Raw genomic sequence first — 26,094 nt, 5'->3', positions numbered from 1 at the left:
TTTTAAGATAAATTCCAAATACTCCAAGCTTTTTCTGCTTGAAATTTAAGCATATTAAGCCCATTTATGGTAGTGGCATGCTGCTGTTTGCCCTGTTTTAAAAAAGTAGTTTCTTCGGGATTATATATTAAATCGTATAGAATATGGTCATTGGTTATGGCTTCATAAGGAATGTTGGGACAGTCTTCAATATTTGGGAATGTTCCTAAAGGGGTACAATTGATAATAAGCAGATGCTGTTTTATAATATCTCTAGTTAATGTATCGTAAGTAAGATCAACCCCTTTTCTTGCATGTCTAGACACATATAAATGTTTGATGTTCAATTTTTTCAAACTATAGGCAACAGCTTTGCTGGCACCTCCAGTGCCCAAAATCAAGGCACTTTTATGATGTGGTTTCAAAAAAGGTTTAAGTGATTTTTTAAAACCATAGCAATCGGTATTATAACCAATAAGCTTGTTCTCTTTTGTTATTTTAATGGTATTAACGGCACCAATTTCTTCGGCTTTTTTATTGAGTTTGTCTAAAAACGGAAGAACAGCTTCCTTATATGGAATGGTTATATTCATGCCTTTTAGACCTATAGTGTTTTTAATTAGAGCGGGAAATGCGTTAATATCATCTATATCAAAGTTTTCGTATGATACATCATCAATCTGTTCGTCTTCAAACTTTTTTTTAAAATATGCTTTGGAAAACGAATATGAAATGTTTTTTCCTAAAAGCCCTAGTTTATGCATGTGATTTTCTTGTTTTTTGACCGTATATTTCAAGTGCCAGTACAATGGCAATGCCTAATACAATAAATGCAATGGCGTAATACGTTTCTGAACCTAATTCAGGAATATAGCGTTTGTAGTTAGCAATCACTTTTTCACCTCGGGAGTCAAATATAAACTGACCAGTTTCATTGAGTTTGTAAATGGTTTTTTTCCATGGCCATACTACACCCAGTGACCCAATAATGAAACCGATAATTGTTGAAATGGTTATGCTTTTATAATGCTTTAGAATATAACTCAACAAGTGGGAAAATGTGATTAATCCTGTTAATGAGCCCAATGTAAATACTAGCAGGACTTTAAGCATGCGGATGCGTTCAAAATTGTGTATAAAGCTAAAATCCCATTCAAAAATATCAAAAAACGTATCAAATAGTGCATTGACCGATTCTACCAAAAGCAACACATAATTTCCCAGTAGAATAAGAATAAAGGATCCGGAAAAGCCTGGAAGTGTCATACCGGAAACACTGATGATGCCACAGAAAAATACAAACCATAAGTTGTCATTTTCTTTTGCAGGGCTTAAAAAGCTTACACTCATGCCCAATACAATGCCGATAAACAGTGACAGATAGGTTTTATAATTCCAATCCTTAAAATCTTTGTTGATGTAGTATATGGAGCCGATAATCATTCCAAAGAAAACGCTCCAAACATACAATTCGTAGTATTTTATAAGATAATCCAGCGCCTTGGAAATACTAAAATAACTGACAATCATTCCAAAGAACAAAAGACCCAAAAAACGTCCGTTAACATATTTGTAAAAGCTTTTAAATCTCCCATTAATGAGCAATTTAAAGGCTTTGGCATTGATTTTTCGTAAGGAATAAATAAACTCTTCATAAAAACCGGCAACAAAAGCAACCACGCCGCCAGAAATACCAGGAACCTTATTGGCAGCACCCATTCCTAAACCTTTAAGGATTAGGAATATTTTATCGCTAAGAGTTCGGGTACTTTCCATTAATCTTTTTTTGAACCTAATCTTTCAAGAATAAAAATAGTAAAAAAGCCAATAATCATCAGGACAGTTGCAAATACTAAATGATTGTCTCCAGCATACGAAAATGGAGATATGCTTTTTTCTAGCAAGGGTTCTTCAATACCTTTTGAGTTGATATGCCAAGTGAGTGTTTCTTTCCAAGGCCATACTTTGTTCAATGAACCAAATATAAAACCGGTGAGAATGGCCAATGTAAGGTTGTGATAGTGTTTAAACAACCATTTCAATAAATGGCTAAAACTTAATAGTCCGATAATGGCTCCACAGGCAAATACGGCAATTTTCTTCAAATCAAAATCATGCAGCGCATCACTTAATGTTTTGTAAGCCCCTAAAATGACCAAAATAAAAGACCCGGAAATACCAGGTAAAATCATGGCACAGATGGCCAAAGCACCAGCAAAAAACAGAAATAAGTCATTGTCATTATTGGCCATTGATGATAACGTTGAAATATAATATGCTATTACTGCGCCAAGAAATAAACCTAAACAGGTAATGACATTCCATTTAGTGATTTGTTTGCCAACAAAATAGATACTAGCGATAATCAAACCAAAAAAGAAGGACCAAATCAAAACGGGGTGGTTTTCCAACAAGTATTTGGCAAGCCGCATAAAAGACACGTAGCTGACTATAATACCACTTAAAAGTGCTAGAATAAAATTACCGTTTAACTCATTCCAAAAGGCTTTGAAACCTTTGTTGAAAAGTGTTTTAAATAGACCAACATTGACATTGCTAATGGTGTTGATTAATTCTTCGTAAATACCGGAAATAAATGCAATGGTACCGCCCGAAACACCAGGAACGGCATCGGCTGCTCCCATAGCGATTCCTTTTAGTGAAATTACCACATACTCTATAAAACGTCTTTGCATAAGTTGATTTTAAATGCTAAAACCAAAGGTATACATTTTTTTATTAGAGCCTTGTTTATAGTTTGGTTTTTAGTAAGTTTTTAACTTGGGTTTTATGGCATACTTCAGGGAATAGTTCATCTAGTATAAAGGTGTATTCTGAATTGTATTTTAAGCCGTTTTTTAAGTGGAACGAGCCTTTATCGGTTTCATTTAATATAAAGTACAAACCAGCCAAGCGGTATTCCAGTTCGGCGTTTTCTGGATAAAATTCAACAGCTTGTTCAAAATTATAAACGGCTGCTTCTGGCTCGCCTAATTTTAAGAGCAAATCGCCACGCGAAATCCATGTGGACAATTCATAATTACCTAATTCCAAGGTTTTTTTGAAACCGCGTTCAGCTTCTTCATATAAATTCAAGCGCATGTTTATTTGAGCATATAATTTCCAATAAATCACATTTTGGCTATCAATATTAATGGCTTTGTTGATATAATATAAGGCTTTTTGGTAGTTTTTTCGTCTGTTGTAAAACCTGGTAATGGCAATCCAACCTTTATCCAATAATGGATCTTCATGTACGGTTTTGTAATAATATTGAACCGCTAAATCATCCTTTTTTAATTTTTCGTAACAATTGCCTATACGCAGCAAAGCAAAGGAGGTAGGGTCATCCAGTTTTAGTGTGATGCTGTAAAATTCAATGGCTTCTTCATAGCGCTTTAATTTTTCAAGTACCTTTCCTTTTTCCAGATAAGCACCTACAAAGGTATCATCTGAAATGATAGCGAAATCAAAAGCAGCCAGAGCCTTTTTATAATCTTTTAAAGTAAAATATTGCTTGCCTAATTGATGCCAAGCGACTTCACAATACGGGTTTTCATCCAGAAACAGATTAAGGTATTCAATGGCTTCGGTGTTTTGATCCAAAAAATCAAAGCAATAGATAATGTTGTAAAGTGCTGAATAATCTTCAATGTCCTCTTCCAAACACTTCATAAAGTAAGTCTTGGCGTTTTCAAATTGGTCCAGAAACAGATATTCCATGCCTATTAAAGAATAAAGGTCTACCACATCATCGGTTAATTCCAGAGCTTTTTTAAGCACATCAATAGCTTGTAAGTGTTCATCTTTTTTAGAGAGGATATTGGCTTTTTGAATATAGATTTCCTCGTTCATAGGCTCTAATTGATAGAGCTCATTTAAAAGCGAATCAGCTTGAACAAGTTTGTTTTCAAACACATAAACCTCAACCTTGAACAGTTTTAAGTTGGTTGATGTAGGATGCTGGTCTAACCCCAATTTAATAGCTTTTTTTGCTAAAGACATTTTTCCTTGATTGAGGTAATGGTGGATAATGTTTTCAAACTCTTCTGAATCAAAAAACAACACATTGTTTGTTTTTAACATGGATTCAAATTTAGTAAGAGGCAAACTATTGTTGTCGTTAGAGCTATACTCCATAAGCACGTTTGTAAGATTCTACACGAATAAATTTAAGGTTCTAATTGTTTTTTCAGGAAAAATGTGTCAAATGTTTTTAACAAAGTAATGAACAGGTTAACCTTTTATGTAGAAAAAGAGTTGTTTATGATTGATATTCAAAAGGTTATTGTATATCTATTTTATGTGAATACTATTCAAAATATCTATAATTATAGTACAGCCTTTTATGATTTCTTCTTTTGAAATGGTTAAAGGCGGCGTTATTCTGACTGCTTTTGGCTCAAATAACAGCCAAAAAAGGATCAAACCTTGCTCTTGGCATTTAAGAACAACCGTATCTACAATGTCTTTTGAGGGCAACATAATAGCCAGCATAAGGCCTTTTCCGCGTATTTCGGTAATTAACGGATGAACTAAAAGCTTTCTAAAAAGCTGCTCTTTTTCCAACGCTTGAGGCATTAAATCACTCTCAATAACTTCGTGTAAAGTAGCTAATGCCGATGCGGCAATAACAGGGTGCCCACCAAAGGTCGTGATGTGTCCTAACTTAGGATTGTCTTGAAGCAAATCCATTAATTCACCAGAAGCTGTAAATGCACCTATGGGCATACCGCCACCTAGACCTTTGCCGGTCACCAAAATATCAGGGATACAATCATAATGCTCAAAACCAAACAGTCTTCCTGTTCGACCTACTCCTGGTTGTATTTCATCTAAAATCAATAGAGCCCCGACAGCATTACAACGTTCACGAACTTTTTTTAAGTAGCCGTTTTTTGGTTCAATAAAACCCGCACCACCTTGTATGGTCTCTAAAATAACGCAGGCTGTTTTTGTGGTTATCAATGATAAATCTGCTTCATCATTAAAGGTTATAAATCGAACATCAGGAATTAAAGGTCTAAAAGCTTGCTTGCGTTCTTCATAGCCCATGACACTCATGGATCCCATCGTGTTGCCATGGTAGGCTTTGTTAGCCGCGATGATTTCGCTTCTGCCCGTTGCTCGTTTAGCCAGTTTTAAAGCACCTTCGATAGCTTCTGTCCCTGAATTCGTCAAATAGGTTTTCTCTAAAGGGTAGGGAAGATTTTTAGCTAATAGTTTGGTAAGTTCAACCGCTGGTTTTTGAATGTACTCACCATAAACCATTACGTGCATGTACTTATCCAATTGCTCTTTAATAGTTTGGATGACTTTTGGGTGGCTGTGACCTAGTGTGCATGCCGAAACGCCAGCCACAAAATCTAGATAAGCTTTTTTGTTTGAATCATAAATATACGATCCGTTGGCATGGGAAACTTCCATTGCCAACGGATGTGGAGTGGTTTGTGCTTGATATTTAAAGAAATCTTGGTTCACGTATTCTTTTTTATAATTCTATTAATTCAGGACCCCAAGCTTTAACAAAATCTGATGAATGAATATCACTTAATACAGCTCTTAAATTGTTTCCGTCATTTTCCTTTATACAATTTATCTCATATCTAGTCCATTCCTTAGTTAGTTTAATATCTTTTATGGCATAATTTGTATAATCATTACTGGCTTCTTGTAATGCAATCCTAATGAGCCCTTTGCCTTTTAGCCATATTGAAAATTTAAAATTTCCTTGTGTTTTTGCAACCTTTTGCAATAGATAACCATTTTTTGAAGCCACGCCTGATAATTCATTGGCTGTTTTAGTTTTGTCAAATGATATTGACGAGTTAGAACTAACTATAACATCTTTTTTAAACCAATCAGATGATAAAAAATCTGTATTTGATTTTAATAAATTAGTAAGTTTAGGTTCTTTTTTAGGGATATTTCTTGCCGCTCTATTAATAGTATCATTTTTACCAGCCTCTTTAATGCGTTCCATCATAGCATCATCAAAAAAGTCCTCTTGCGGCACATAATCATCCAAACCTTTTATTTTGGGTAAGACCAAGGGAGGGTCGTCTTTAAATAAATCCTCTATACTGGTCAAACGCTCTTCTTCGCGCCAGTCAAATCCTTTTAGTATTTTCTCTTTTTCGGGAAAATCAGATTCGGGATAAATTTTACCGTCAATTTGATTGATTTTTCTAACCTCCTCAATTTCTTTGTTCTCCAAAAAAATCTTAATGGTTCCAGACTTGGCTTTGTCTATACCAACCAATTCGTTTTTATCATTTCTGAAATAATAAATAGATTCGGCATTTTTAATAATATCAACCGTTTCTAAGTCATTGTCTTCATTAAATAATCCCACTAACCGTTGTCCTGAAATTTGGTTGAAACCAGCGCCAAGCGTGTCTTTGCTTATTAAAAAAGCATTTTTGAATACGATGAGGGAATCCAGTTTTTCGGTTTCAGGATTGGAAATCAAATAGATGGTATCACCTGTCATTTGATTGCCAATGTTCCACAAAATAGGCCGTCTTTTGGTAGCAAAGGCATCGGTACTTGATAACTTTGAGATATTGATAAGTTGGGTAAGCCCTTTGGCGTGGTCTACATGAACAGAATCCGCTTTGCCGCTCATATCAGATTTATAAAGGCGTACATTTCTAAAGGCTCTGGTAATGCGATTTTCTGGCTTTCCCGTAACCATCAAAGTGTCAGCATGCATATAAATGGAATCGTTTTCTTGTACAGTGATTGCCAATGCGCGTTTTGTTATGAAAACTGAATCCTTTGCTTTATAAACCTCAGCATAATGACCTTTCACAATACTGTGATTTAAGGTATCCGTTACTTTTATATGATTGGTTGCCGATGCAAAACTTTTGTTGTTATCAAAATATAAACTGTCCCCTTCAATAATTCTGTTATCATAGTTTATTTTAGCGTGTTTCATGGCATAGCCAATCTTGGCCTTGGTGTCATAATACCCTTTTTCACAATAGGTCGTACTTTCGTCTGTTGTGATGGTTGAGGGGCCATACAAATAAGCCTGACCGGTTTCTGAATAAAAGTCGAAAAAATTAGATTTGATGGTCGCATCAGGATTTACCAAAACCACATCAGTTACAAATTGGTATTTTTTTTCGTTCATGTAATACCGACCAATCTTACTGGTAATGGTTCCAGAGGTATCTTTTACAACGGTACCGCCATCTCTGTAAAAGGCTTGTTGCTTAACACGGTCGAAGTATAAGGTATCTGTTTTAATTGTTGAAGTTGGGTCGGTCAACACCACATCGCCACTAGCAAATGCCAATTGGGTTTTGCCACTATATTCAACATATTTTGAACTCATATTAATGGTATCTCCCTGTATCATTTTTACATGGCCGTAAGCTTCAATGAAATTCTCGTTGCCATAGTAGTAGGCTTTGTCACACCATACATTGATGCTTTCATGGATAATATGGATTTGTTGCGAATCGTCTCGCGTTAAGATTTTCGCACCCGGATAATTGGCTTCATCAAAATTCAAAAAACCAGAATATTCAATATCTATTTTTTTTTGTTCTTGTGCTAGCATATTGCATGTAGATAAGACAAAAAGAAGAAATAAAATGTATGTAGATTTTAATCTGTTCAAATTAGAAATGTTTGGGCAAAAATAACGATAATTATCATGCTTAAGTATAACGAATCAAAAAACGCTTCAAAATTTTTTGAAGCGTTTTTGTGAATATCAGTATATTTTGAAAACCTATTGGTGTCTAAAAATAGTTTGTTTTCTATCGGGTCCAACCGATACAATCGTGATTGGGATTTCCAGTTCTTTTTCTAAAAACGCAATATAGTCGTTCAATGCTTTTGGAAGCTGACTGGCTTCGGACATGCCTGTTAAATCTTCATTCCAACCTTTAAACTCCGTATAAATAGGTTCTACATTTTCAGGGTCAATATTATACGGGAAATGCTTAATTATGTCACCTTTATAATTGTATGCGGTACAAACTTTTAAGGTTTTAAAACCCGACAGTACATCACCTTTCATCATCATTAATTGGGTCACACCATTTACTTGGCAAGCATAACGTAAGGCTACCAAATCCAACCAACCACAACGTCTTGGTCTACCTGTGGTTGCTCCAAATTCGTTACCGACTTTACTCATGGTAGCGCCATCTTCATCAAACAACTCGGTAGGGAATGGACCTGAACCCACACGGGTTGTATAGGCTTTAAATATGCCAAACACATCACCAATTTGTCCTGGTGATACACCTAGACCGGTACAAGCTCCAGCAGCTGTTGTGTTACTGGATGTTACAAACGGGTAGGTCCCAAAATCAATATCAAGCAACGAACCTTGAGCACCTTCAGCCAAAATGGTTCTTCCTTCTTTTTGCGCTTGATAGATGTATTCTTCAGAATCAATAAAGGTTATGGATTTTAAAACCTTAACAGCTTCAAAAAATTCTTTTTCCAATTCGCACAAATCATATTGGATGTCAACATCGTAAAAAGCAATCATAGACTCATGTTTGTCTGCTAATGCTCTATAGCGTTCTTTCCAATCGTTTAATTCTAAATCACCTACACGAATGCCGTTTCTACCGGTCTTATCCATATAGGTTGGACCAATACCTTTGAGGGTTGAGCCAATTTTAGCTTTCCCTTTTGAGGCTTCACTGGCTGCATCCAATAACCGATGCGTAGGCAGGATAATATGTGCTTTGCGAGAAATTAATAGTGATTTTCTGTAATCAACATCTTGTTCCTCAAGTTTATCCAATTCTTTTTTAAATATAACCGGGTCAATGACCACACCGTTACCAACTAGATTGGTGGTGTTATCATGAAAAATCCCTGAAGGAATGGTGTGAAGCACATGTTTTCTTCCGTTAAAAACTAAAGTATGGCCTGCATTGGGGCCACCTTGAAAACGTGCAATAATATTGTATTTGGAGGTTAGTACGTCAACAATTTTTCCTTTGCCCTCGTCTCCCCATTGTAAACCTAGTAGTAAATCTACTGCCATTGTAAAAATTTAATTATTTGTTTGTTTTTCTGTTTCCGTAAAAGTAGAGTGAATGGTTATTGATTTCAATATCAAAAACCTCTTCAATTGTTTTTTTGATGGATTGTATTCGTGGGTCACAAAACTCAATGACCTCACCGGTATCAGTAAGAATCACGTGGTCATGTTGCCTATCAAAGTATGATTTCTCGTAATGTGCTTGGTTTTGTCCAAACTGGTGTTTTCTAACCAACCCACATTCCAGAAGCAATTCAATAGTATTGTAAAGTGTAGCGCGCGATACCCGATATTTTTTATTTTTCATGCTTAGATATAGCGATTCTATATCAAAGTGTTCACTTTTATTGTAAATTTCTTGAAGTATAGCGTAGCGTTCAGGAGTTTTGCGGTGCCCGTTGGTTTCTAAGAAGTTTGTAAAAACACTCTTAACAATCTCTTGGTTCTTTGTATCTGCTTTCACATTCATAAGCTCATTGCAAATTTACACTTTTTAAACTCTAGTCACTTTATCAATACCATTAATTTTTTTAAGTTTTTCTAACAATTTTTTAACAAGTGTGTTGTTCTTTACAATTACATTGATTTTACCGCTGAACAAACCATCATCACTCTCAAAACTTAAGCTTTTCATATTGACGTGCATATTGGAAGAAATCTCTTTGGTGATGTCATTGACAAGCCCCATGTGGTCAATGCCAGACACCAAGATTTGAACTAAAAATTCTTGTTGTGTGGAATCTATCCATTTGGCAGACATGATTCTATAAGCGTAATTTGATTGTAAACTAACCGCATTGGGGCAGTTTTTTTTATGAACCTTAATACCTTCTGCAACTGTTAAAAAGCCAAATACCTCATCACCCGGAATGGGGTTGCAGCAATTGGCCAATTTATAGTCCAGTTTTTCTTCTTCTTTACCAAAAACAAGAGAATCATAGTTAGCCGTGACTTCTTCTTTTTCTAAGTCTTCTTTATTGATGTTGGCCTTTCTGGTTATCTTATTTTTGATAAAACTCATCAAGGCGTTGCTTCGTTTTGAAGCAAAATCCTTTAACATGGCATTATCAATGGTACCAATGCCGACTCTGTAAAACAAGTCCAGACTGGTTTTGAGCTTGAAAAAATTGACCAACTCATTAATACTGGACTCGTTTAGCGTGATTTTAAGCTGTTTTAATTTTCGCCTCAAAATTTCCTTGCCGTCTTCACCAATGCGTTTTTTGTCCTCTTTTAAAGCCGATTTTATCTTGCTTCTAGCTCTAGCAGTTGTAGCATAATCCAACCAGTTGGCATTGGGTTTGGCACTTTCTGATGTTAAGATATCCACTTGGTCCCCACTTTGTAGCTCATGACTCAATGGTACCAGTTTTCCATTAACTTTGGCACCGCGGGTTTTCATACCGACTTCTGAGTGAATATTGAATGCGAAGTCTAAAGCCGTAGCACCTTTTGGCAAGGATTTTAGTTCGCCTTTTGGAGTAAATACAAAGATTTCCTTAGAGTATAGGTTCAGTTTAAATTGTTCAACAAAATCCACTGCATTAATATCAGGATTTTCAAGGGCTTCCTGTAATTTGTTAATCCAACTTTCCAGATTGTCCTCTTTCTCGTTGCCTTGTTTGTATTTGTAATGGGCTGCATATCCTTTTTCGGCAATTTCATTCATGCGCTCACTGCGTATTTGCACTTCAACCCATCGGCCTTTTGGCCCCATCACAGTTATATGAAGCGCTTCGTAGCCCGTTGATTTTGGTGACGAAATCCAATCGCGAAGCCTGACGGGATTGGGCCTGAAATGATCGGTAACGATGGAGTAGATTTTCCAAGCCAAGAACTTTTCGTTTTCATAATCACTTTTATAAATGATTCTAATGGCAAACTTGTCATAGACTTCATCAAAAGACACACCTTGCTTGAGCATTTTCCTTCGGATGGAGAAAATGGATTTTGGCCTTCCTTTTATGGAATAGTTTAAGTGTTCTTTATCCAAAGACGTTTGAATAACCTGACTGAATTCCTTAATATATTGATCTTGTTCCTCCTTGCTTTCCTTTATTTTATATAGAATATCATTGTAAACTTCTGGTTCAGTATATTTTAAACCTAAATCTTCTAGTTCAGTTTTAATATTGTACAAGCCAATTCTATGGGCTAGAGGTGCGTAGATATAGAGTGTTTCTGATGCAATCTTCACTTGTTTATCAGGGCGCATGGCGTCCATGGTTTGCATGTTGTGAAGTCGGTCAGCAATTTTAATGATAATAACCCGCACATCGTCATTTAGTGTAAGAAGCATTTTCCGGAAATTCTCGGCCTGTAAGGACACATCCATATCCTGTTCTTTGCTCAAAGAGGAAATCTTGGTAAGTCCATCAACGATTTTAGCCACTGTTTTACCAAAAAGGCGTTCAATATCGTCAATAGAATAATCGTCACAATCCTCAACCACATCATGCAATAAGGCAGCCGCAATAGAGGTCGCATCCAAACCTATTTCTTTGGCCACAATTCTGGCCACGGCAAGCGGATGGAAAATATAGGCTTCACCAGAGCGTCTACGTTGGTTTTTATGGCCTTCAAGCGCCACGTCAAAAGCACTTCTGATGAGTTTTTTATCTTCATCGGTAAGCGTTCTGTAACTAACCTTTAAAAGCTCTTTGTACGCTTTGGTAATGGCGGTATTTTCTTTTTCTATTTCTACGTCTGTCATGATTTAAAAATACTATAAAGAATATTAACAAGCAACACTTTAATGGTTTACTATTTAATAAAAAAAAGATTAAGAATTTAGGAAATCAACTAATAAAGAGACGGCTTTTCCCCTATGTCCAATGGTGTTTTTTAGCGATAAATCCATTTCTGCAAAGGTTTCATTATAGCCGGTAGGTTTAAATATGGGGTCATAACCAAACCCGTTTTGGCCATGCTTAGTACTAGTAATTTCGCCTTTGCACACACCTGTAAATGTCTGCGTTTTGTGGTCTATATTTAAGGCGATAACGGTCTTAAACTGAGCGTTTCTATTGGTTTGGTTTTGTAAGGCATTAAGCAATTTATTTATATTGTCTTCAGGATTGCGTTGTGGACCAGCATATCGGGCAGAATAAACGCCTGGCTCACCATTTAGGATATCCACTTCCAGCCCTGTATCATCAGCAAAACAATCATAACCGTAATGCTCCTTTATATAATTTGCTTTTTGAATGGCATTGCCTTCTATAGCGTCTTGTGTTTCGGGAATATCCTCAAGGCAACCAATATCATTCAAGCTTAATAGTTTGATATGCTTTGGAATAAGTAACTGAACTTCTTTAAGTTTATTAAGATTATTGGTGGCAAATACAAGCTGCATTTTTTTATGATAAAAGTACTTTTATTTTAATATAAATAAAAGACTTGAAACCCATTAAATATAAAACAAGCAAAACTTTTTATACTTTTAGCCTTCAATAAAAAAAATAAATATGAAATTTATAATTCCTTTTGTCTTTTCAGCTTTGTTGTTTCAAGGTCTTAATGCACAAGACAAACCATGGCAAGGTAAATTTGAACCTATTGACCGTTTAGTGGATCAACCAAATACCTATCGTGCCGCCAGTGGTGCACCCGGAAAAGATTATTGGCAACAACGTGCAGATTACAAAATCAATGTACTTTTAAATGAGCAAAATAATACTATTTCTGGAGAAGAAACCATTACGTATTATAACAATTCTCCTGACGATTTGAGCTATTTATGGATTCAGCTTGAACAGAATGTCAATAAAAAAGGAAGTGAAGACTTTGGTTCATTGAATGATTTGAAAGATGGCATCAATACACGCCAGATGCAGTTTTTAACCAGGGCGATTGATTTTCCTGCGGGATATTCCATAAAATACATAAAAGATTCCAATGGCAATGCTATCAAGTCTTTGGTTAATAATACCATGATGAAAGTGCTGCTTAACGAGCCACTTAAATCGGGTTCAACATTGAGTTTTTCAATAGGATGGTCTTATCCCATAACCGATAGGAGCATGTTTATGCTTTCACGTGAAGGCTATGAGTATTTCCCTGACGATGATAATACAGTGTATTTGATTGCGCATTGGTTTCCAAGAATGGCTGTTTATAATGACACCGAGGGTTGGCAAAACCAACAGTTTCAAAGGTTAGGTGAGTTCGCTTTGGAATTTGGTAATTATGATGTGAATATCACTGTACCGGCCGATCACGTGGTAGCTTCTACCGGAGCGTTGCAAAATCCATCAGAGGTGCTTACAAAATCAGAACAAGAGCGGTTGGCCGAAGCTAGAACATCTTTTGATAAGCCTGTTTTGATTGTTACCAAGGATGAGGCTGTGGCTAATGAAAAAGCTAAATCAACTAAACTTAAAACCTGGAAATTTAAGGCAACCAATGTGAGGGATTTTTCGTTTGCTTCCTCCCGTAAGTTTATGTGGGATGCACAGGCCGTGAAATTTTCAGATCATACCACATTGGCCATGTCTTTTTACCCAAAAGAGGGTTTGCCTGTTTGGCAGGAAGAATCAACAAAAGCAGTTGTTAATGCGTTACAGGTATATTCTGAATCTACCTTTGAATATCCATACCCAGTGGCTATTTCAGTCAACACCTCCAATATAGGTATGGAATTTCCCATGATTAGTTTTAATGGCGGTCGGCCACAAAACGGTAAGATGACGCAAAGAGCAAAAGAAGGAATGATAGGTACTATTGTTCATGAAGTAGGACATAACTGGTTTCCCATGATGATTAGTTCCGACGAGCGTAAATGGATGTGGATGGATGAAGGTTTGAATACGTTTATCCATAAACGGACCATTGCTGAACGGTATCCGGATTTTGATCAAACCACACCAGAAAGTATTGTGCCTTTTATGAGTGGTGATACCAGTATTATGAGACCTATCATGACTACTTCAGACAATGAATTGCTCAAGCAATTTGGAAACAATTTTTATATTAAACCAACCGTTGGGTTTCAAATATTAAGAAACTCGGTTGTTGGCAAAGAGCTTTTTGATCAGGCGTTTAAGGAATATTGCAACCGTTGGAAATATAAACATCCCAATCCAGGTGATTTATTTAGAACTTTGGAAGATGCTACGGCGGTGGATTTGGATTGGTTCTTTAGAGGGTGGTTTTTCACTACTGATCATGTTGATATGGATTTGTCTGATGTTAAGTGGTTTAAGGTTTATGAAGAATCTTTGAATATTGAAGACCAAAAGAAAACAACCAGAGGCAAGATTGAAGGCAATAATTCAGGAGAAAAAGCAATGGATTTTTCCAGTGGATCAGAAATTATAAAAATGAATTCTACACCAGATAGTAGTTATGGTGGATTTTTATCACGACTCAATGAGCCAGAATTGCGTAAACAACTTTCAGGGAAAAATATCTATGAAGTAACCATAAAAAATTTAGGAGGATTGGTTATGCCCGTAACCATAGAATGGGTCTTTAAGGATGGAACAACTGAAATAGACAAACTTCCAGCCCAAGTATGGCGATTAAATGAATCTGAAGTTAAAAGAACGTTTGTGAAAGATAAAGAAGTGGTTAAAGTCAATTTAGATCCTAATTTTGAATTTGCTGATACAGAAAGGAACAACAATAGTTTTCCGAAAGTAGATGAAAAATCAGATTTTGATAAGTTTAAAGAAAAGAGTTAGTATCTGGTAATAATAGGTATTTTTAGTATTGTTTTTTTTTGGTTTGAACTTTTACTTATATTTAATATCTAACCAGCCAAAAATTGATGTTAAAATTTAATTCACCATTAGAGGCTTTTCTATATTGGGAAACACAAACACCCAATGCTGTGTTTTTAAAACAGCCCGTTGATGGAAAAGTGGTTTCATATTCGTTTTCCAAGGTTGGGGAAGAAGCTCGTAAGATAGCTTTGGCCTTAAAAGAGCTTCAATTACCTGAGCAAAGCCATATAGCGTTGTTGTCAAAAAACTGTGCCCATTGGGTCATGGCAGATTTGGCTATTATGATGGCCGGTTATGTGTCGATTCCAATTTACCCTACATTACATGCAGACAGTATTCATCAAATACTTGAGCATAGCGAATCAAAAGCTATCATTATTGGAAAACTGGATAATTTTGAGTTGCAAAAATCAGGTATTCCCAATATACCAAAAATCTCTGTCAGTCTTTATGGCGTGAAAGAAAGTATGACTTGGGAGGAGTTATTAAACAATCAAAACACTTTGCAAGAGATAAAATTACCCAAACCTGATAATTTACATACCATTATTTACACGTCTGGTACAACGGGCAATCCAAAAGGCGTGATGCATACGGTTGGCAATTTTGTAGAAAGTATTTCAACACTGGCTACGTCTTTCAATCTTTCCAATCATTCAACTTTGTTTTCTTATCTGCCTTTGGCTCATGTTGCGGAACGCGTATTTATTACAGGCGGTATCATGTTAGGGTCACAGATATCATTTTCTGAATCTTTGGAAACCTTTGCCAAGGATTTAGAAAGCACCCAACCTCATGTGTTTTTTGCGGTACCTAGAATATGGACAAAATTCCAGGAGAAAATTTTAGAGAACATGCCGCAGAATAAGTTGAATGTGTTATTGAAAATTCCTCTTTTGAATACAATTATTAAAAATAAAATAAAGCAAAAATTAGGATTGAAGCATGCTAAGTATATAGCATCGGCTGCAGCGCCTCTATCGTCAAGTCTTTGTAAGTGGTATAACCGTTTAGATATTACTATTTATCAGGGATATGGCATGACAGAAGATTGTTGTGTGTCGCATTTCAACCTTCCGGGCTTTAATAAAATAGGTACGGTTGGGAGAAAACTGAATCATGTTCAAATAAAGCTGTCTCAAGAAGGCGAAATTTTAATAAAGAATAATTGCTTGATGCTTGGGTATTTTAAAGCGCCAGACATCACAGCTTCTGTTTTTGATGATGACGGCTATTTTAAAACAGGTGATATTGGCGAATATGACCATGAAGGTTTTTTAACTATTACAGGTCGTATTAAGGATCAATTTAAAACCGATAAAGGAAAATACATTTCTCCTGGGCCCATAGAGCTGGATATGTCAAAAAACACCGATATTGAACAAATATGTGTGGTAGGGACGGGTATTCCGCAGCCTATTGCATTAATCACGTTGTCTGAGTTGGGTAAATCAAAATCAAAAGCCGATTTATGTTCAGGATTAATAAATACCCTTGAACAAATCAGTCCAAATTATGAAAAGCATGAAAAAATTGAAAAGGTAGTGATCATGAAAGAGGATTGGAATGTTGATAATGGCTTGACTACGCCAACGCTAAAAGTAAAGCGCAATAGTATTGAGAAAATACTAACCTTATTACAAACAATGGTTTGAAAGCCATGATAAAATAATTTTTGAATAATGAATACCACAAAACTTCTGTGTATAGGCGATAGCTTAACCTACGGATATGAAATGGAGCCATCAAAACGTTGGACCAATTTGCTTGAAAAAAGTTTAGATATTAAGGTTTTTAACTACGGAATAAATGGAGATACTGCTTCTGGAATGTTAAGTAGATTTATGAATAAATTAATAGAGGTTAAACCAACCCATACGTTGATTTTTGGGGGTACCAATGACCTTTGGTTTGGTTTGAAGGACGAGCACATTATTTCAAATATTTATGCCATGACCAAGCAAGCGGTTTATGCTAATAGTATTCCTATTATTGGCATTCCAACACCCTCGTTTAATCTCAATGAACTCAATTTTGTTGGCGAAGATTATTCAGAATGCATCAGGAGTTTTCAGCAGATTTTAATCAATCATTGCATAAACAAAGACACACATTACATCCATTTCTCAAAAAGCATGACTCAAGATTGTTTTATGGATGATGGTATTCATTACAATGCACATGGACATCAAGTGATGGCCAGCCTTGTTCAAGATAAACTTGAAACCATCATTTAAGTATGGTTTTTAGTGTTATATTTATATGATTTTTTAAATTTTTTCACATGAAAACCACACTTTACGCCCTTATTATTTCTATTTCATTGATTGCTTGTTCAAAAGACAAAAAGGTTGAAAAGGCAAAAATGTCAGACAACAATCCTTTTAACACACAATTAAATCAACCTATTGACTATGCTAATGTTACCAGTGATGATGTTGTTGAATATGCCAATGTTGTCATTAAAAATGCAGCTTTGGATATAGAAGAAATAAAAAAAATTGGAGAACCTAATTTAGATAATACTTTTGTAGCATTTGATGATGTGCAAAACAGTCTAAGCATTGCAAATAATAATGCATTTATGCTATATTGGGCATCTACAGATTCTTTGACAAGAGCAAAAGGATTGGAGTATTCAAAAAAAATTGACTCAGTCAACACGGTCATCAATTCTGATAAGGAACTCTACAATCAGTTTGAAAAATTTTCAAATTCAACAGGATATACATCATTGCAAGGACACAGAAAACGTTTTGTTGATGACATCATAGAAAACTTTAAGCTCTCTGGAGTCAATTTGGAAAATGATAAACTTGAAGCTTTTAAAAAGTTGAAAGCTGAAATATCAGATTTGACATCTCGGTATTCTATAAACATGAATACAGCAGATGATACTTTGAAATTGGATTCTAAAGGCGCAGAAGGATTGCCAGAAACAATTAAAAACACCTATAAGGTTTCTGAAAATAATTATGAAATACCTGTTATAAATGCTACTTCTGGACCAATTATGAGCAATGCCAAAAGTGAGCAAACCAGAAAGGAGTTCTATGTCAAGTTTAATAATAGAGGTGCCAGTAAAAATTTGACTATACTGGATTCATTGATAAGTAAGCGCTATCAGTTGGCAAAAATCATGGGGTATGACACGTATGCCGCTTATAATTTAGTGCCTAAAATGGCTAAGAACCCTAAAAATGTCTGGAATTTTTTAAATGACCTTGTGGATAAATCCAAGGATAAAGCTATACATGATGTTGAAGTCCTGGATGCCATGAGGAACAAAGAGCAACATGAGGTAAGTGATAATCCCGTAAAACCGTGGAATATAAGTTACTATAACAATCAAATTTTAAAGACAAAGTATGATGTTGATGGTGAAAAGTTGCGTGAGTACTTACCTATGGATGCGTGTTTAAAAGGGATGATGGCCATTTATGAAAAATTGTTGGGATTACAGTTCAAAAAAATTGAAAATGCCTCAGTTTGGAGTCCAGATGTAGAATTGTATGATGTTTATGAAGGAGATAAACTTAAAGGACGTTTCTACTTGGATTTATATCCAAGACCTAACAAAGAATCTTGGTTTTATGGGATGAGTTTGTCCAATGGAAAAAGCACCCAAGAGGGTTATCAGATTCCTGTGAGAATGTTGTTGGGAAATTTCACAAAACCTACGAAGGACCTGCCTTCACTATTAAGTTATGGAGAATTGAACACTTTGTTTCATGAGTTTGGACATATTATGGAAGGCGTTTCATATGAAGGGGAGTATAGTTTGCAACAGAGTTCTAAACGCGATTTTGCCGAGGCCATGTCGCAAATGTTTGAAAACTGGATTAGGGACTACAGTGTTGTGAGTAGTTTTGCGAAGCATTACAAAACCGGAGAGGTTCTGCCTAAAACAATGTTTGATAACTTAAAAAATGCCAAAAACCTGTCTTCTGGTTTGGGCTTGCAACGATCTTTACGATACTGTATTTATGATATGAATTTATATGACAAGTACAATCCTGAACATCCAATAAATACAGATTCACTGTGGGTTAAAATAGATGATGAATTAGGGGTCTTGCCATTATATGTAGAAGGAACCCATCCTCAATCTTGCTGGATACACATCAACACCCATCCAGTTTATATGTATGGCTATTTGTGGAGTGAAGTTTATGCACAGGACATGTTTACAGTTTTTGAAAAAAACGGATTGGAAGATACAAAAACAGGGATAAGATACCGAAAATTAATACTGGCCAATGGCAGCCAGCATGACATTGTCAAACAAGTTGAGGAATTTTTAGGAAGACCTTCAAACAACAAAGCGTATCTAAAAAGTTTGGGATTGGAATAGCTATCTGTGGTGATAGGGTTCATTCCTTAAAATAGTGAACCCTCTATACAATTGTTCAATAAAAAATAAGCGAACCATTTGGTGCGAAAAGGTCATTTTTGAAAGGGATAGTTTTCCTTGTGCTTGTTTATATACATCTTCTGAAAAACCATAGGGGCCGCCTATAGCAAACACCAATTGTTTGATACCTGAGTTCATGTGTTTTTGTAAGTAGTTTGAAAACGCAACGGAATCCATTTGTTTGCCATTTTCATCCAATAAAATCAAAATATCAGATGTACTTATTGAACTCAAAATTAGTTCGCCTTCCTTTTGCTTTTGTTGTGCTTCGCTTAGGTTTTTGGCTTTTTTGATATCAGGAATAATTTCCAAATTAAACTTAATATAGAAGTTTAAGCGCTTTTGGTAATCATCAATTAAAGCTATAAGCGACGCATTGTCTGTTTTGCCAATGGCTAGGAGTTTTATGGTCATACCACAAAATTACAATTTGAAAATTATCAATAATGGATTTATATACCTAAATTTTATAAAATTCATAATTCTAAAATCAAATAAAGCAAATCAATTTATTATTTTAGCGTTAAATTCTCTAACTAATGATAACTAAAGAACAATTTGATAAAGAGATCGAGCTCATCATAGCAAATGCTATTCGAGAAGATGTTGGTGATGGTGATCATAGTTCACTAGCTTGTATTCCTGATGGAGCAAGGGGTAGAGCCAAACTTTTAGTAAAGGATAAAGGTATTATTGCTGGTGTTTCTTTTGCCAAAAAAGTATTTGCTTATGTTGATAAAACGTTACGTGTAGAAACACTCATAGAAGATGGTGCAGAAGTCTCTTTTGGTGATGTTGTGATGTATATTGATGGCTCGCCGCAGTCAATTTTAAAAGCTGAGCGTACTGTTTTGAATGCCATGCAGCGTATGAGTGCCATAGCAACCAAGACCAAAATGTTTGTGGATTTATTGCGGGGCACCAGAACCAAAATATTGGACACCCGAAAAACAACGCCAGGCATTAGGGCGCTTGAAAAATGGGCCGTTAAGATTGGTGGTGGTGAAAACCACAGGTTTGCCTTATATGATATGATTATGCTCAAGGATAATCATATTGATTTTGCTGGAGGCATTACCAAAGCTATAGAAATGGCCAAGCAATATCTAAAGGACACCGATAGAGATTTGGACATCATGGTTGAAGCTAGGGACCTGGCTGAAGTCAATGAGATTTTAAGAAGTGATGGTGTTTACAGAATCCTGTTGGATAATTTTGACTACGAAGACACCAAAAAGGCCGTAAAGTTAATTGGCAATAAATGTTTGATTGAATCATCGGGTAATATCAATGAAGCAACTATTAGGCATTATGCTGAGTGTGGTGTTAACTACATTTCATGTGGTGCGTTAACACACTCTGTCCACAATATGGACTTGAGCTTGAAGGCCATTAAATAGAAGATACATTATCAGTTTTTGAATTTGTTAAGGTAGTAAGTAAATTAATTTTTTAATTTAATAACTTTACCTAAAATAACAGATACAATTATTAATGACAAAGCCCATTGAAGACAAGCTAGATACCATACCCATTGTCAATTTTCTAGTCAGATTTTTAAAAAAAATAAAACTCCCTGGTCTTGAAGGGCTCTCTTTTTATGATTTAATGGAGCTTTATGTTATTGGAATAGTCAAAGGTGCTTTAACTACACGTGCCAGTGCTATTGCTTTTAGTTTTTTTATGGCATTATTTCCTTTTTTATTATTTGTACTTATTGTTATTCCTTATGTGCCCATTGACGATTTCAAAATAGAGTTTTTACAGTTCTTGAATTCATTTTTGCCACCAAATACCTCAGATTTTTTCATTCAAAACATTTTTGAGAACATCGATCAATCCCAACGAGGCGGTTTGGTTTCAACCGTTTTTTTGTTATCTATTTTTTTAATGGGAAATGGTGTCAATGCCGTGTTTTCAGGATTTGAAAACTCCTATCACCAGCAATTGTCGCGCAATGTGTTCAGGCAGTATTTATATGCTTTGGGCGTGGCATTGATTTTAGCCTTTCTTTTGATTTTTACAATTGTTGTTTTGGGATATTTTCAAATCTTCTTCATCCAAAAATTATTGGACACACTTGCCGATAAAGGCTATGAAGTACAATCGCAAAGTGTGTTTTGGTTTGATGTTGCTAAATATTTCTTCTTTGTGATTATGGTTTATTTGGCAACGGCCACTTTGTATTATTTTGGAACCAAGGAGGGTAGGTATTCCAAATTCTTTTCGGTAGGGGCCTTGTTTACCACCTTGCTTATTATTTTAACATCGTATTTGTTTGGAATTTACATTGAAAATTTTGCCCAATACAATAAACTATACGGCTCCATAGGGGCGCTCTTGATCTTATTGTTTTACCTATGGCTTAATTCCAATATTTTGCTATTGGGATATGAATTGAATGCCTCTCTGAACAAACTTAGAAAACGGGTTTAGATCATGAACTATTTTATAGATATCATACTTCCTATTCCTCTTGAAAAATTATTCACATATAGCATAACAGCATCAGAAGCTGATTTTTTGAAAGTGGGCTCACGGGTTTCGGTTCCCTTTGGGAAGTCAAAAATTTACACAGGGATTGTTTATAGAATACATACCAATGCGCCTCAAGTTTATGAGGCTAAGGACATTCATCAAATTTTGGATGAACAGCCCATAGTCAACGCAAAGCAAATACAACTTTGGGAATGGATTGCCAGTTATTACCTGTGCACCATGGGTGATGTTATGCGAGCAGCTTTGCCCAATGCATTTATTTTGGAAAGCGAAACGGTTATTATTTTAAATACCAATAAAACACTGAATGACTCTGAACTAAAGGATGATGACTTTTTGGTTTATGAAGCACTACACCATCAATCGTCTTTAAAAATTCATGATATTGCCAATATTCTTGATAAAAAAAACGTCTTACCGGTCATTAAACGATTGTTGGATAAAGATGCTGTTTTTGTTGAAGAGGAGATATATGAAAAGTATAAACCAAAACTGGTCAGATACGTCAAGCTTCACAGTCGGTTTGCTTCAGAAAAAGCACTTCAAACTTTATTGAATGATTTAAAAAGAGCACCTAAACAAAGCCAAGTGGTTTTGACCTTGTTTTCGGTTTCGGCCAAAACCAAAAAGCCGGTCAAGGTTTCAGATTTAATTGACGAAAGTGACGCATCCCATGCCATTGTAAAAACGCTCATAGACAAAAGTATTCTTGAAGAATATTACATTCAAACCGATAGGGTACAGTATTCTGGAGACGATAATGAGGTCTCAAAAGTCTTGAATGAGTTTCAGACAATAGCTTTACAAGAAATCAAGGAATCATTTAAAAACCAAAATATAGCCTTGCTTCATGGTGTCACATCGTCAGGCAAGACAGAGGTGTATGTGAAATTAATAGAAGACACCTTGGCGTTAGGAAAACAAGTGCTGTATTTATTACCTGAAATAGCATTGACAACACAATTAGTAACCCGATTGCAAAATTATTTTGGAGAACAGGTTGCCATATACCATTCAAAATATTCATCGCAAGAGCGGGTTGAGGTCTGGAACCATGTTCTTGAAAACAACTCCAAAGCGCAAATAGTATTAGGGGCCCGTTCATCTATTTTTTTACCATTTGATAATTTAGGGCTAATTATTGTGGATGAGGAACATGAACAATCCTTTAAGCAATTTGATCCCGCACCAAGATATCATGCGCGTGATACGGCTATTGTGCTTGCAAACATACACCATTCCAAAACGCTTTTAGGATCGGCAACACCAAGTTTGGAAAGCTATTTTAATGCACAACAAAACAAATATGGTTTGGTTGAAATCAATATGCGCTATAACAATGTGTTGATGCCAGACATTGAATTGGTTGATATCAAGGACAAGCATAAGCGAAAGCTTATGAAAGGCCATTTTAGCGATAGACTTATCGACGATATGACAGAGGCTTTAAGTGAAGGCCAACAAATTATATTGTTTCAAAACAGACGAGGATTTTCACCCATTGTGGAGTGCAACACCTGTGGGCATTCACCACAGTGTCCCAATTGTGATGTGAGTTTGACCTATCATCAATACAGAGACCAGTTGCGTTGTCATTATTGTGGTTATCACACGGTCATGCTAAAAAACTGCTCTGCTTGTGGCAGTGTAGAACTGGATAGCAAAGGGTTTGGTACCGAACAGATTGAGGAGGAAGTCAAAATTCTATTTCCAGATTATAAGGTGGCTCGTATGGATTTGGATACCACACGGGGAAAATATGGGTATGAAAAAATAATCACGGCTTTTGAGCAACAAGAAGTTGATATTTTGGTCGGTACCCAAATGCTGACTAAAGGGTTGGATTTTAGGAATGTAAAATTAGTAGGTGTTTTGAATGCTGATAACATGCTTAATTTTCCTGACTTTAGGGCTCATGAGCGAAGTTTCCAACTATTGCTGCAAGTATCGGGTCGAGCGGGTAGAACAGATGATAGGGGCAAAGTGTTGATTCAAACCTACAATCCATATCACACTATTTTACAGCAAGTCTCCACCAATGACTATATGGGTATGTACAAAGAGCAAATGAATGAAAGGTATAATTATAAATACCCACCTATTTACAAACAAATAAAAATCACCTTAAAACATAAGGATTATAATAAAGTAGATATGGGTTCTATTTGGTACGCTAAATCATTACGGCAGATTTTTGGTGATGCTATTTTAGGGCCAGAGTCGCCCCCAATTGGCAGGATTAGAAATCAGTTCCATAAAAACATATTGATTAAAATCCCGAAAAAACAATCGTTATCAAAAACGAAAGAAGCCGTTATTAAAGTTAATAACAGCTTCTTGAGTATAAAGGAATTTAGGTCAGTTAAGGTAATATTAAACGTCGATAACTTTTAGTGTTTTAAATTAAATATTATTTAAAGCATCAACAAGTTGGGTTTTTTTGTTCCTGCTCAAAGGAATTTCATACGCACCAACTTCAACGTTTTTACTGTTAAACCTGTCTATTTTATCCAGATTAACAATATAAGATTTGTGAATTCTTAAGAACTTGTTCTCAGGTAATTCTTTTTCAAATGATTTCATGGTAGATAAAACCACTAAGCTATTTTCTTCGGTTACTAGTTTTACATAGTCACCAAGTGCTTCAATCCATTTTATATCCTTGATGTAAACTTTACGTTTTTTAAGATTGCTCTTTACAAAGATGTGTTCACCCTCTTCTTCATTAAAGTCCATAGTCAGTTTATGCTGCTCAAGTGCTTTTTCAACTGACACATTAAAACGTTCTCTGGTAATTGGTTTGTGTAAGTAATCGGTGGCGTCATAGTTAAATGCTTTAAAAGCATATTCTGTTTTACCGGTTACAAAGATAATTTGAGGTTTGTTGTTTAAAACATCCAATAGTTCAAACCCGTTTAAAACAGGCATTTCTATATCTAGAAAGATAAGGTCAACTTGATTGTTGTTTAAACCATTTTTGGTTTCTAAAGCACTACTGTACTCTGCAATTAAGTTGAGAGCGGGGTGATTCTCTACAAGCTTTACAATAGAGAGACGCTGTATCGCTGAATCGTCTACTACTACACAGTTTAAAGTCATAACATTTATTATTTCGGTTAAGATATCGACAATATTACAAAAAATTCGGTTAAAAACCAAAAAACATCGGTAAACTGTTTATTTTAACAAAAATTTAACATTTGTAAAATGTCATAAATATGGAAGGATTATGCTTGCAATATATAAATAAATACGTTATTTTTGCACCCATTTTTAACAATAAAATAGATTTTTATGAATCATTATGAAACTGTTTTCATCTTAAATCCCGTTTTATCTGAAGACCAGATAAAGGAAACAGTAAAGAAATACGAAGATTTTCTTGTTTCTAGAGGAGCTAAGATGATATCAAAAGAAGACTGGGGCCTAAAGAAATTAGCTTACCCAATCCAAAACAAGAAAAGTGGTTTTTATCACTTATTTGAATACACTGTAGATGGCGAAGCCATTGGTGCATTAGAATTGGAATTTAGACGTGACGAGCGTTTTATGCGTTACTTAACTGTAAAACTAGACAAGCACGCTGTTGCTTGGGCAGAAAGAAGAAGAGAAAAACTTAAAGCTAAAGCGTAATTATGTCAAGTATAGAACAACAATCCAAAGGAAAAAAAGACGGGGAAATCAGGTATTTAACCCCGTTGAACATCGAAACAAACAAAACCAAAAAGTATTGTCGTTTCAAAAAGTCTGGAATTAAATATATTGATTACAAAGACCCAGATTTCTTATTGAAATTTGTGAACGAACAAGGTAAAATCTTACCAAGACGTTTAACAGGAACTTCATTAAAGTATCAAAGAAAAGTATCAGTGGCCGTAAAAAGAGCCCGTCACTTAGCATTAATGCCATACGTGGCTGATTTGTTAAAATAATAATAGCATAACTATGGAACTTATATTAAAACAAGACGTTGAAAATTTAGGATTTAAAGACGATATTGTAACAGTTAAGAACGGTTATGGTAGAAATTTTTTGATTCCTCAAGGACAGGCTATTTTAGCTACTATTTCAGCTAAAAAAGTATTGGCAGAAACATTAAAACAAAGAGCTTTTAAGGATAAAAAATTAATTGAAGATGCCAATAAATTAGCAGAAGCTATCAAAGCATTGGATATTAAAATTACCGCTAAAGCTACAGAAGGTGCTTCAGCTGGAGATAAATTATTTGGTTCTGTGACCAAAGCAGATTTAGTTGAGATTTTTGAAAAAGAAGGTATCTCTGTTGATAAAAAATATATTACAATAACCGGTGGAAACATCAAACGCTTAGGACAGTACAATGCCGTAGTACGTTTGCACAGAGAAGTGGTTTTTGATGTTCCTTTTGAAGTTATAGCACAAGCATAATTTTCAAGATAGAATTTTATAAAAGCCTCAATCCTTTATTGGAATGA

The 26,094-nt window shown here is 35.4% G+C and carries 22 protein-coding genes; 10 read left to right on the top strand and 12 right to left on the bottom strand.

What is annotated here, in order from left to right:
• Positions 1 to 2 precede the first annotated feature (2 nt).
• From IEW94_RS04570 to IEW94_RS04525, 10 genes are all read right to left on the bottom strand, one after another.
• Positions 3 to 743: a shikimate dehydrogenase family protein gene (locus IEW94_RS04570; RefSeq protein WP_188650478.1), complete on the bottom strand. Its 741-nt coding sequence runs from the start codon at positions 741 to 743 to the stop codon at positions 3 to 5.
• Positions 736 to 1,755: a DUF368 domain-containing protein gene (locus IEW94_RS04565; RefSeq protein ID WP_188650476.1), complete on the bottom strand. Its 1,020-nt coding sequence runs from the start codon at positions 1,753 to 1,755 to the stop codon at positions 736 to 738. The genes IEW94_RS04570 and IEW94_RS04565 overlap by 8 nt, the downstream gene beginning before the upstream one ends.
• Positions 1,755 to 2,675, bottom strand: coding sequence for a polyprenyl-phosphate transporter (locus tag IEW94_RS04560; protein WP_188650474.1), 921 nt, complete (start codon positions 2,673 to 2,675; stop codon positions 1,755 to 1,757). The genes IEW94_RS04565 and IEW94_RS04560 overlap by 1 nt, the downstream gene beginning before the upstream one ends.
• 55 nt (positions 2,676 to 2,730) lie before the next feature.
• Entirely contained in the window at positions 2,731 to 4,119 is a 1,389-nt protein-coding gene (locus IEW94_RS04555) for a tetratricopeptide repeat protein (RefSeq protein ID WP_188650472.1), read from the bottom strand.
• A gap of 156 nt (positions 4,120 to 4,275) precedes the next feature.
• Entirely contained in the window at positions 4,276 to 5,460 is a 1,185-nt protein-coding gene (locus tag IEW94_RS04550) for an aspartate aminotransferase family protein (RefSeq protein ID WP_188650470.1), read from the bottom strand.
• Positions 5,461 to 5,470: 10 nt separating this feature from the next.
• Positions 5,471 to 7,552, bottom strand: coding sequence for an OstA-like protein (locus IEW94_RS04545; protein ID WP_188650467.1), 2,082 nt, complete (start codon positions 7,550 to 7,552; stop codon positions 5,471 to 5,473).
• Positions 7,553 to 7,726: 174 nt separating this feature from the next.
• The gene (locus IEW94_RS04540; protein WP_188650465.1) at positions 7,727 to 9,004 is read right to left on the bottom strand and encodes an adenylosuccinate synthase; all 1,278 of its coding nucleotides are present in this window, start codon (positions 9,002 to 9,004) and stop codon (positions 7,727 to 7,729) included.
• 13 nt (positions 9,005 to 9,017) lie between these two features.
• Complete coding sequence (locus IEW94_RS04535; RefSeq protein WP_188650462.1) at positions 9,018 to 9,470, bottom strand: Fur family transcriptional regulator; 453 nt, start codon at positions 9,468 to 9,470, stop codon at positions 9,018 to 9,020.
• Between the two features lie 24 nt (positions 9,471 to 9,494).
• Entirely contained in the window at positions 9,495 to 11,714 is a 2,220-nt protein-coding gene (locus IEW94_RS04530) for a RelA/SpoT family protein (RefSeq protein ID WP_188650461.1), read from the bottom strand.
• A 69-nt stretch (positions 11,715 to 11,783) separates the two neighbouring features.
• Positions 11,784 to 12,356, bottom strand: a complete 573-nt coding sequence (locus tag IEW94_RS04525; protein ID WP_188650459.1) for a non-canonical purine NTP diphosphatase — start codon at positions 12,354 to 12,356, stop codon at positions 11,784 to 11,786.
• A gap of 112 nt (positions 12,357 to 12,468) precedes the next feature.
• Between IEW94_RS04525 and IEW94_RS04520 the strand changes: the two genes are divergently transcribed.
• The 4 genes from IEW94_RS04520 to IEW94_RS04505 all read left to right on the top strand — a co-directional run bounded on the left by IEW94_RS04520 (position 12,469) and on the right by IEW94_RS04505 (position 19,081).
• Positions 12,469 to 14,685 carry a M1 family metallopeptidase gene (locus IEW94_RS04520; RefSeq protein WP_188650457.1) on the top strand — a complete coding sequence of 739 codons (2,217 nt, stop codon included), beginning with the start codon at positions 12,469 to 12,471 and terminating at the stop codon, positions 14,683 to 14,685.
• A gap of 86 nt (positions 14,686 to 14,771) precedes the next feature.
• On the top strand, positions 14,772 to 16,382 hold the full coding sequence (locus IEW94_RS04515; protein WP_188650455.1) for an AMP-binding protein: 1,611 nt from the start codon (positions 14,772 to 14,774) through the stop codon (positions 16,380 to 16,382).
• A gap of 27 nt (positions 16,383 to 16,409) precedes the next feature.
• Positions 16,410 to 16,964 carry a GDSL-type esterase/lipase family protein gene (locus IEW94_RS04510; RefSeq protein ID WP_188650453.1) on the top strand — a complete coding sequence of 185 codons (555 nt, stop codon included), beginning with the start codon at positions 16,410 to 16,412 and terminating at the stop codon, positions 16,962 to 16,964.
• A 47-nt stretch (positions 16,965 to 17,011) separates the two neighbouring features.
• On the top strand, positions 17,012 to 19,081 hold the full coding sequence (locus IEW94_RS04505) for a M3 family metallopeptidase (protein WP_188650451.1): 2,070 nt from the start codon (positions 17,012 to 17,014) through the stop codon (positions 19,079 to 19,081).
• Here the strand turns inward: IEW94_RS04505 and rlmH are convergent, their stop codons facing one another.
• The gene (gene rlmH / locus IEW94_RS04500) at positions 19,082 to 19,555 is read right to left on the bottom strand and encodes a 23S rRNA (pseudouridine(1915)-N(3))-methyltransferase RlmH (RefSeq protein ID WP_188650449.1); all 474 of its coding nucleotides are present in this window, start codon (positions 19,553 to 19,555) and stop codon (positions 19,082 to 19,084) included.
• A 125-nt stretch (positions 19,556 to 19,680) separates the two neighbouring features.
• Here rlmH and nadC point away from each other — a divergent pair, with 125 nt between their 5' ends.
• The 3 genes from nadC to priA all read left to right on the top strand — a co-directional run bounded on the left by nadC (position 19,681) and on the right by priA (position 24,034).
• Complete coding sequence (nadC, locus tag IEW94_RS04495; RefSeq protein WP_188650447.1) at positions 19,681 to 20,541, top strand: carboxylating nicotinate-nucleotide diphosphorylase; 861 nt, start codon at positions 19,681 to 19,683, stop codon at positions 20,539 to 20,541.
• A 94-nt stretch (positions 20,542 to 20,635) separates the two neighbouring features.
• Positions 20,636 to 21,577, top strand: coding sequence for a YihY/virulence factor BrkB family protein (locus tag IEW94_RS04490; protein ID WP_188650445.1), 942 nt, complete (start codon positions 20,636 to 20,638; stop codon positions 21,575 to 21,577).
• Positions 21,578 to 21,580: 3 nt separating this feature from the next.
• Positions 21,581 to 24,034 (top strand): replication restart helicase PriA, encoded by a 2,454-nt coding sequence (priA, locus tag IEW94_RS04485; RefSeq protein WP_188650443.1) that lies wholly within the window; start codon positions 21,581 to 21,583, stop codon positions 24,032 to 24,034.
• Positions 24,035 to 24,043: 9 nt separating this feature from the next.
• Here the strand turns inward: priA and IEW94_RS04480 are convergent, their stop codons facing one another.
• Positions 24,044 to 24,739 carry a LytR/AlgR family response regulator transcription factor gene (locus IEW94_RS04480; protein ID WP_188650441.1) on the bottom strand — a complete coding sequence of 232 codons (696 nt, stop codon included), beginning with the start codon at positions 24,737 to 24,739 and terminating at the stop codon, positions 24,044 to 24,046.
• A 195-nt stretch (positions 24,740 to 24,934) separates the two neighbouring features.
• On the opposite strand from IEW94_RS04480, the gene rpsF reads away from it, so the two are divergent.
• The 3 genes from rpsF to rplI are packed head-to-tail and all read left to right on the top strand — an operon-like array spanning position 24,935 to position 26,047.
• A complete protein-coding gene (rpsF, locus tag IEW94_RS04475) occupies positions 24,935 to 25,273 on the top strand; it encodes a 30S ribosomal protein S6 (RefSeq protein ID WP_188650439.1) in 339 nt (112 codons plus the stop codon).
• Positions 25,274 to 25,275: 2 nt separating this feature from the next.
• On the top strand, positions 25,276 to 25,572 hold the full coding sequence (rpsR, locus tag IEW94_RS04470) for a 30S ribosomal protein S18 (RefSeq protein ID WP_188650437.1): 297 nt from the start codon (positions 25,276 to 25,278) through the stop codon (positions 25,570 to 25,572).
• A gap of 13 nt (positions 25,573 to 25,585) precedes the next feature.
• Positions 25,586 to 26,047 (top strand): 50S ribosomal protein L9, encoded by a 462-nt coding sequence (gene rplI / locus IEW94_RS04465; protein ID WP_188650435.1) that lies wholly within the window; start codon positions 25,586 to 25,588, stop codon positions 26,045 to 26,047.
• Positions 26,048 to 26,094 lie beyond the last annotated feature (47 nt).

Source organism: Yeosuana aromativorans (genome assembly GCF_014646655.1).
In the GTDB taxonomy this organism is placed as follows: Bacteria; Bacteroidota; Bacteroidia; order Flavobacteriales; family Flavobacteriaceae; genus Yeosuana; species Yeosuana aromativorans.
The sequence above is the reverse complement of the archived record's forward strand: the minus strand, read 5'-3'. Positions and strand labels throughout refer to the sequence as shown.

Coding starts and splice junctions, on each gene's coding strand:
- IEW94_RS04570 (WP_188650478.1), bottom strand. CDS start 743: ATGCATAAACTAGGGCTTTTAGGAAAAAACATTTCATATTCGTTTTCC.
- IEW94_RS04565 (WP_188650476.1), bottom strand. CDS start 1,755: ATGGAAAGTACCCGAACTCTTAGCGATAAAATATTCCTAATCCTTAAA.
- IEW94_RS04560 (WP_188650474.1), bottom strand. CDS start 2,675: ATGCAAAGACGTTTTATAGAGTATGTGGTAATTTCACTAAAAGGAATC.
- IEW94_RS04555 (WP_188650472.1), bottom strand. CDS start 4,119: ATGGAGTATAGCTCTAACGACAACAATAGTTTGCCTCTTACTAAATTT.
- IEW94_RS04545 (WP_188650467.1), bottom strand. CDS start 7,552: ATGCTAGCACAAGAACAAAAAAAAATAGATATTGAATATTCTGGTTTT.
- IEW94_RS04540 (WP_188650465.1), bottom strand. CDS start 9,004: ATGGCAGTAGATTTACTACTAGGTTTACAATGGGGAGACGAGGGCAAA.
- IEW94_RS04535 (WP_188650462.1), bottom strand. CDS start 9,470: ATGAATGTGAAAGCAGATACAAAGAACCAAGAGATTGTTAAGAGTGTT.
- IEW94_RS04530 (WP_188650461.1), bottom strand. CDS start 11,714: ATGACAGACGTAGAAATAGAAAAAGAAAATACCGCCATTACCAAAGCG.
- IEW94_RS04525 (WP_188650459.1), bottom strand. CDS start 12,356: ATGCAGCTTGTATTTGCCACCAATAATCTTAATAAACTTAAAGAAGTT.
- IEW94_RS04520 (WP_188650457.1), top strand. CDS start 12,469: ATGAAATTTATAATTCCTTTTGTCTTTTCAGCTTTGTTGTTTCAAGGT.
- IEW94_RS04515 (WP_188650455.1), top strand. CDS start 14,772: ATGTTAAAATTTAATTCACCATTAGAGGCTTTTCTATATTGGGAAACA.
- IEW94_RS04510 (WP_188650453.1), top strand. CDS start 16,410: ATGAATACCACAAAACTTCTGTGTATAGGCGATAGCTTAACCTACGGA.
- IEW94_RS04505 (WP_188650451.1), top strand. CDS start 17,012: ATGAAAACCACACTTTACGCCCTTATTATTTCTATTTCATTGATTGCT.
- rlmH (WP_188650449.1), bottom strand. CDS start 19,555: ATGACCATAAAACTCCTAGCCATTGGCAAAACAGACAATGCGTCGCTT.
- nadC (WP_188650447.1), top strand. CDS start 19,681: ATGATAACTAAAGAACAATTTGATAAAGAGATCGAGCTCATCATAGCA.
- IEW94_RS04490 (WP_188650445.1), top strand. CDS start 20,636: ATGACAAAGCCCATTGAAGACAAGCTAGATACCATACCCATTGTCAAT.
- priA (WP_188650443.1), top strand. CDS start 21,581: ATGAACTATTTTATAGATATCATACTTCCTATTCCTCTTGAAAAATTA.
- IEW94_RS04480 (WP_188650441.1), bottom strand. CDS start 24,739: ATGACTTTAAACTGTGTAGTAGTAGACGATTCAGCGATACAGCGTCTC.
- rpsF (WP_188650439.1), top strand. CDS start 24,935: ATGAATCATTATGAAACTGTTTTCATCTTAAATCCCGTTTTATCTGAA.
- rpsR (WP_188650437.1), top strand. CDS start 25,276: ATGTCAAGTATAGAACAACAATCCAAAGGAAAAAAAGACGGGGAAATC.
- rplI (WP_188650435.1), top strand. CDS start 25,586: ATGGAACTTATATTAAAACAAGACGTTGAAAATTTAGGATTTAAAGAC.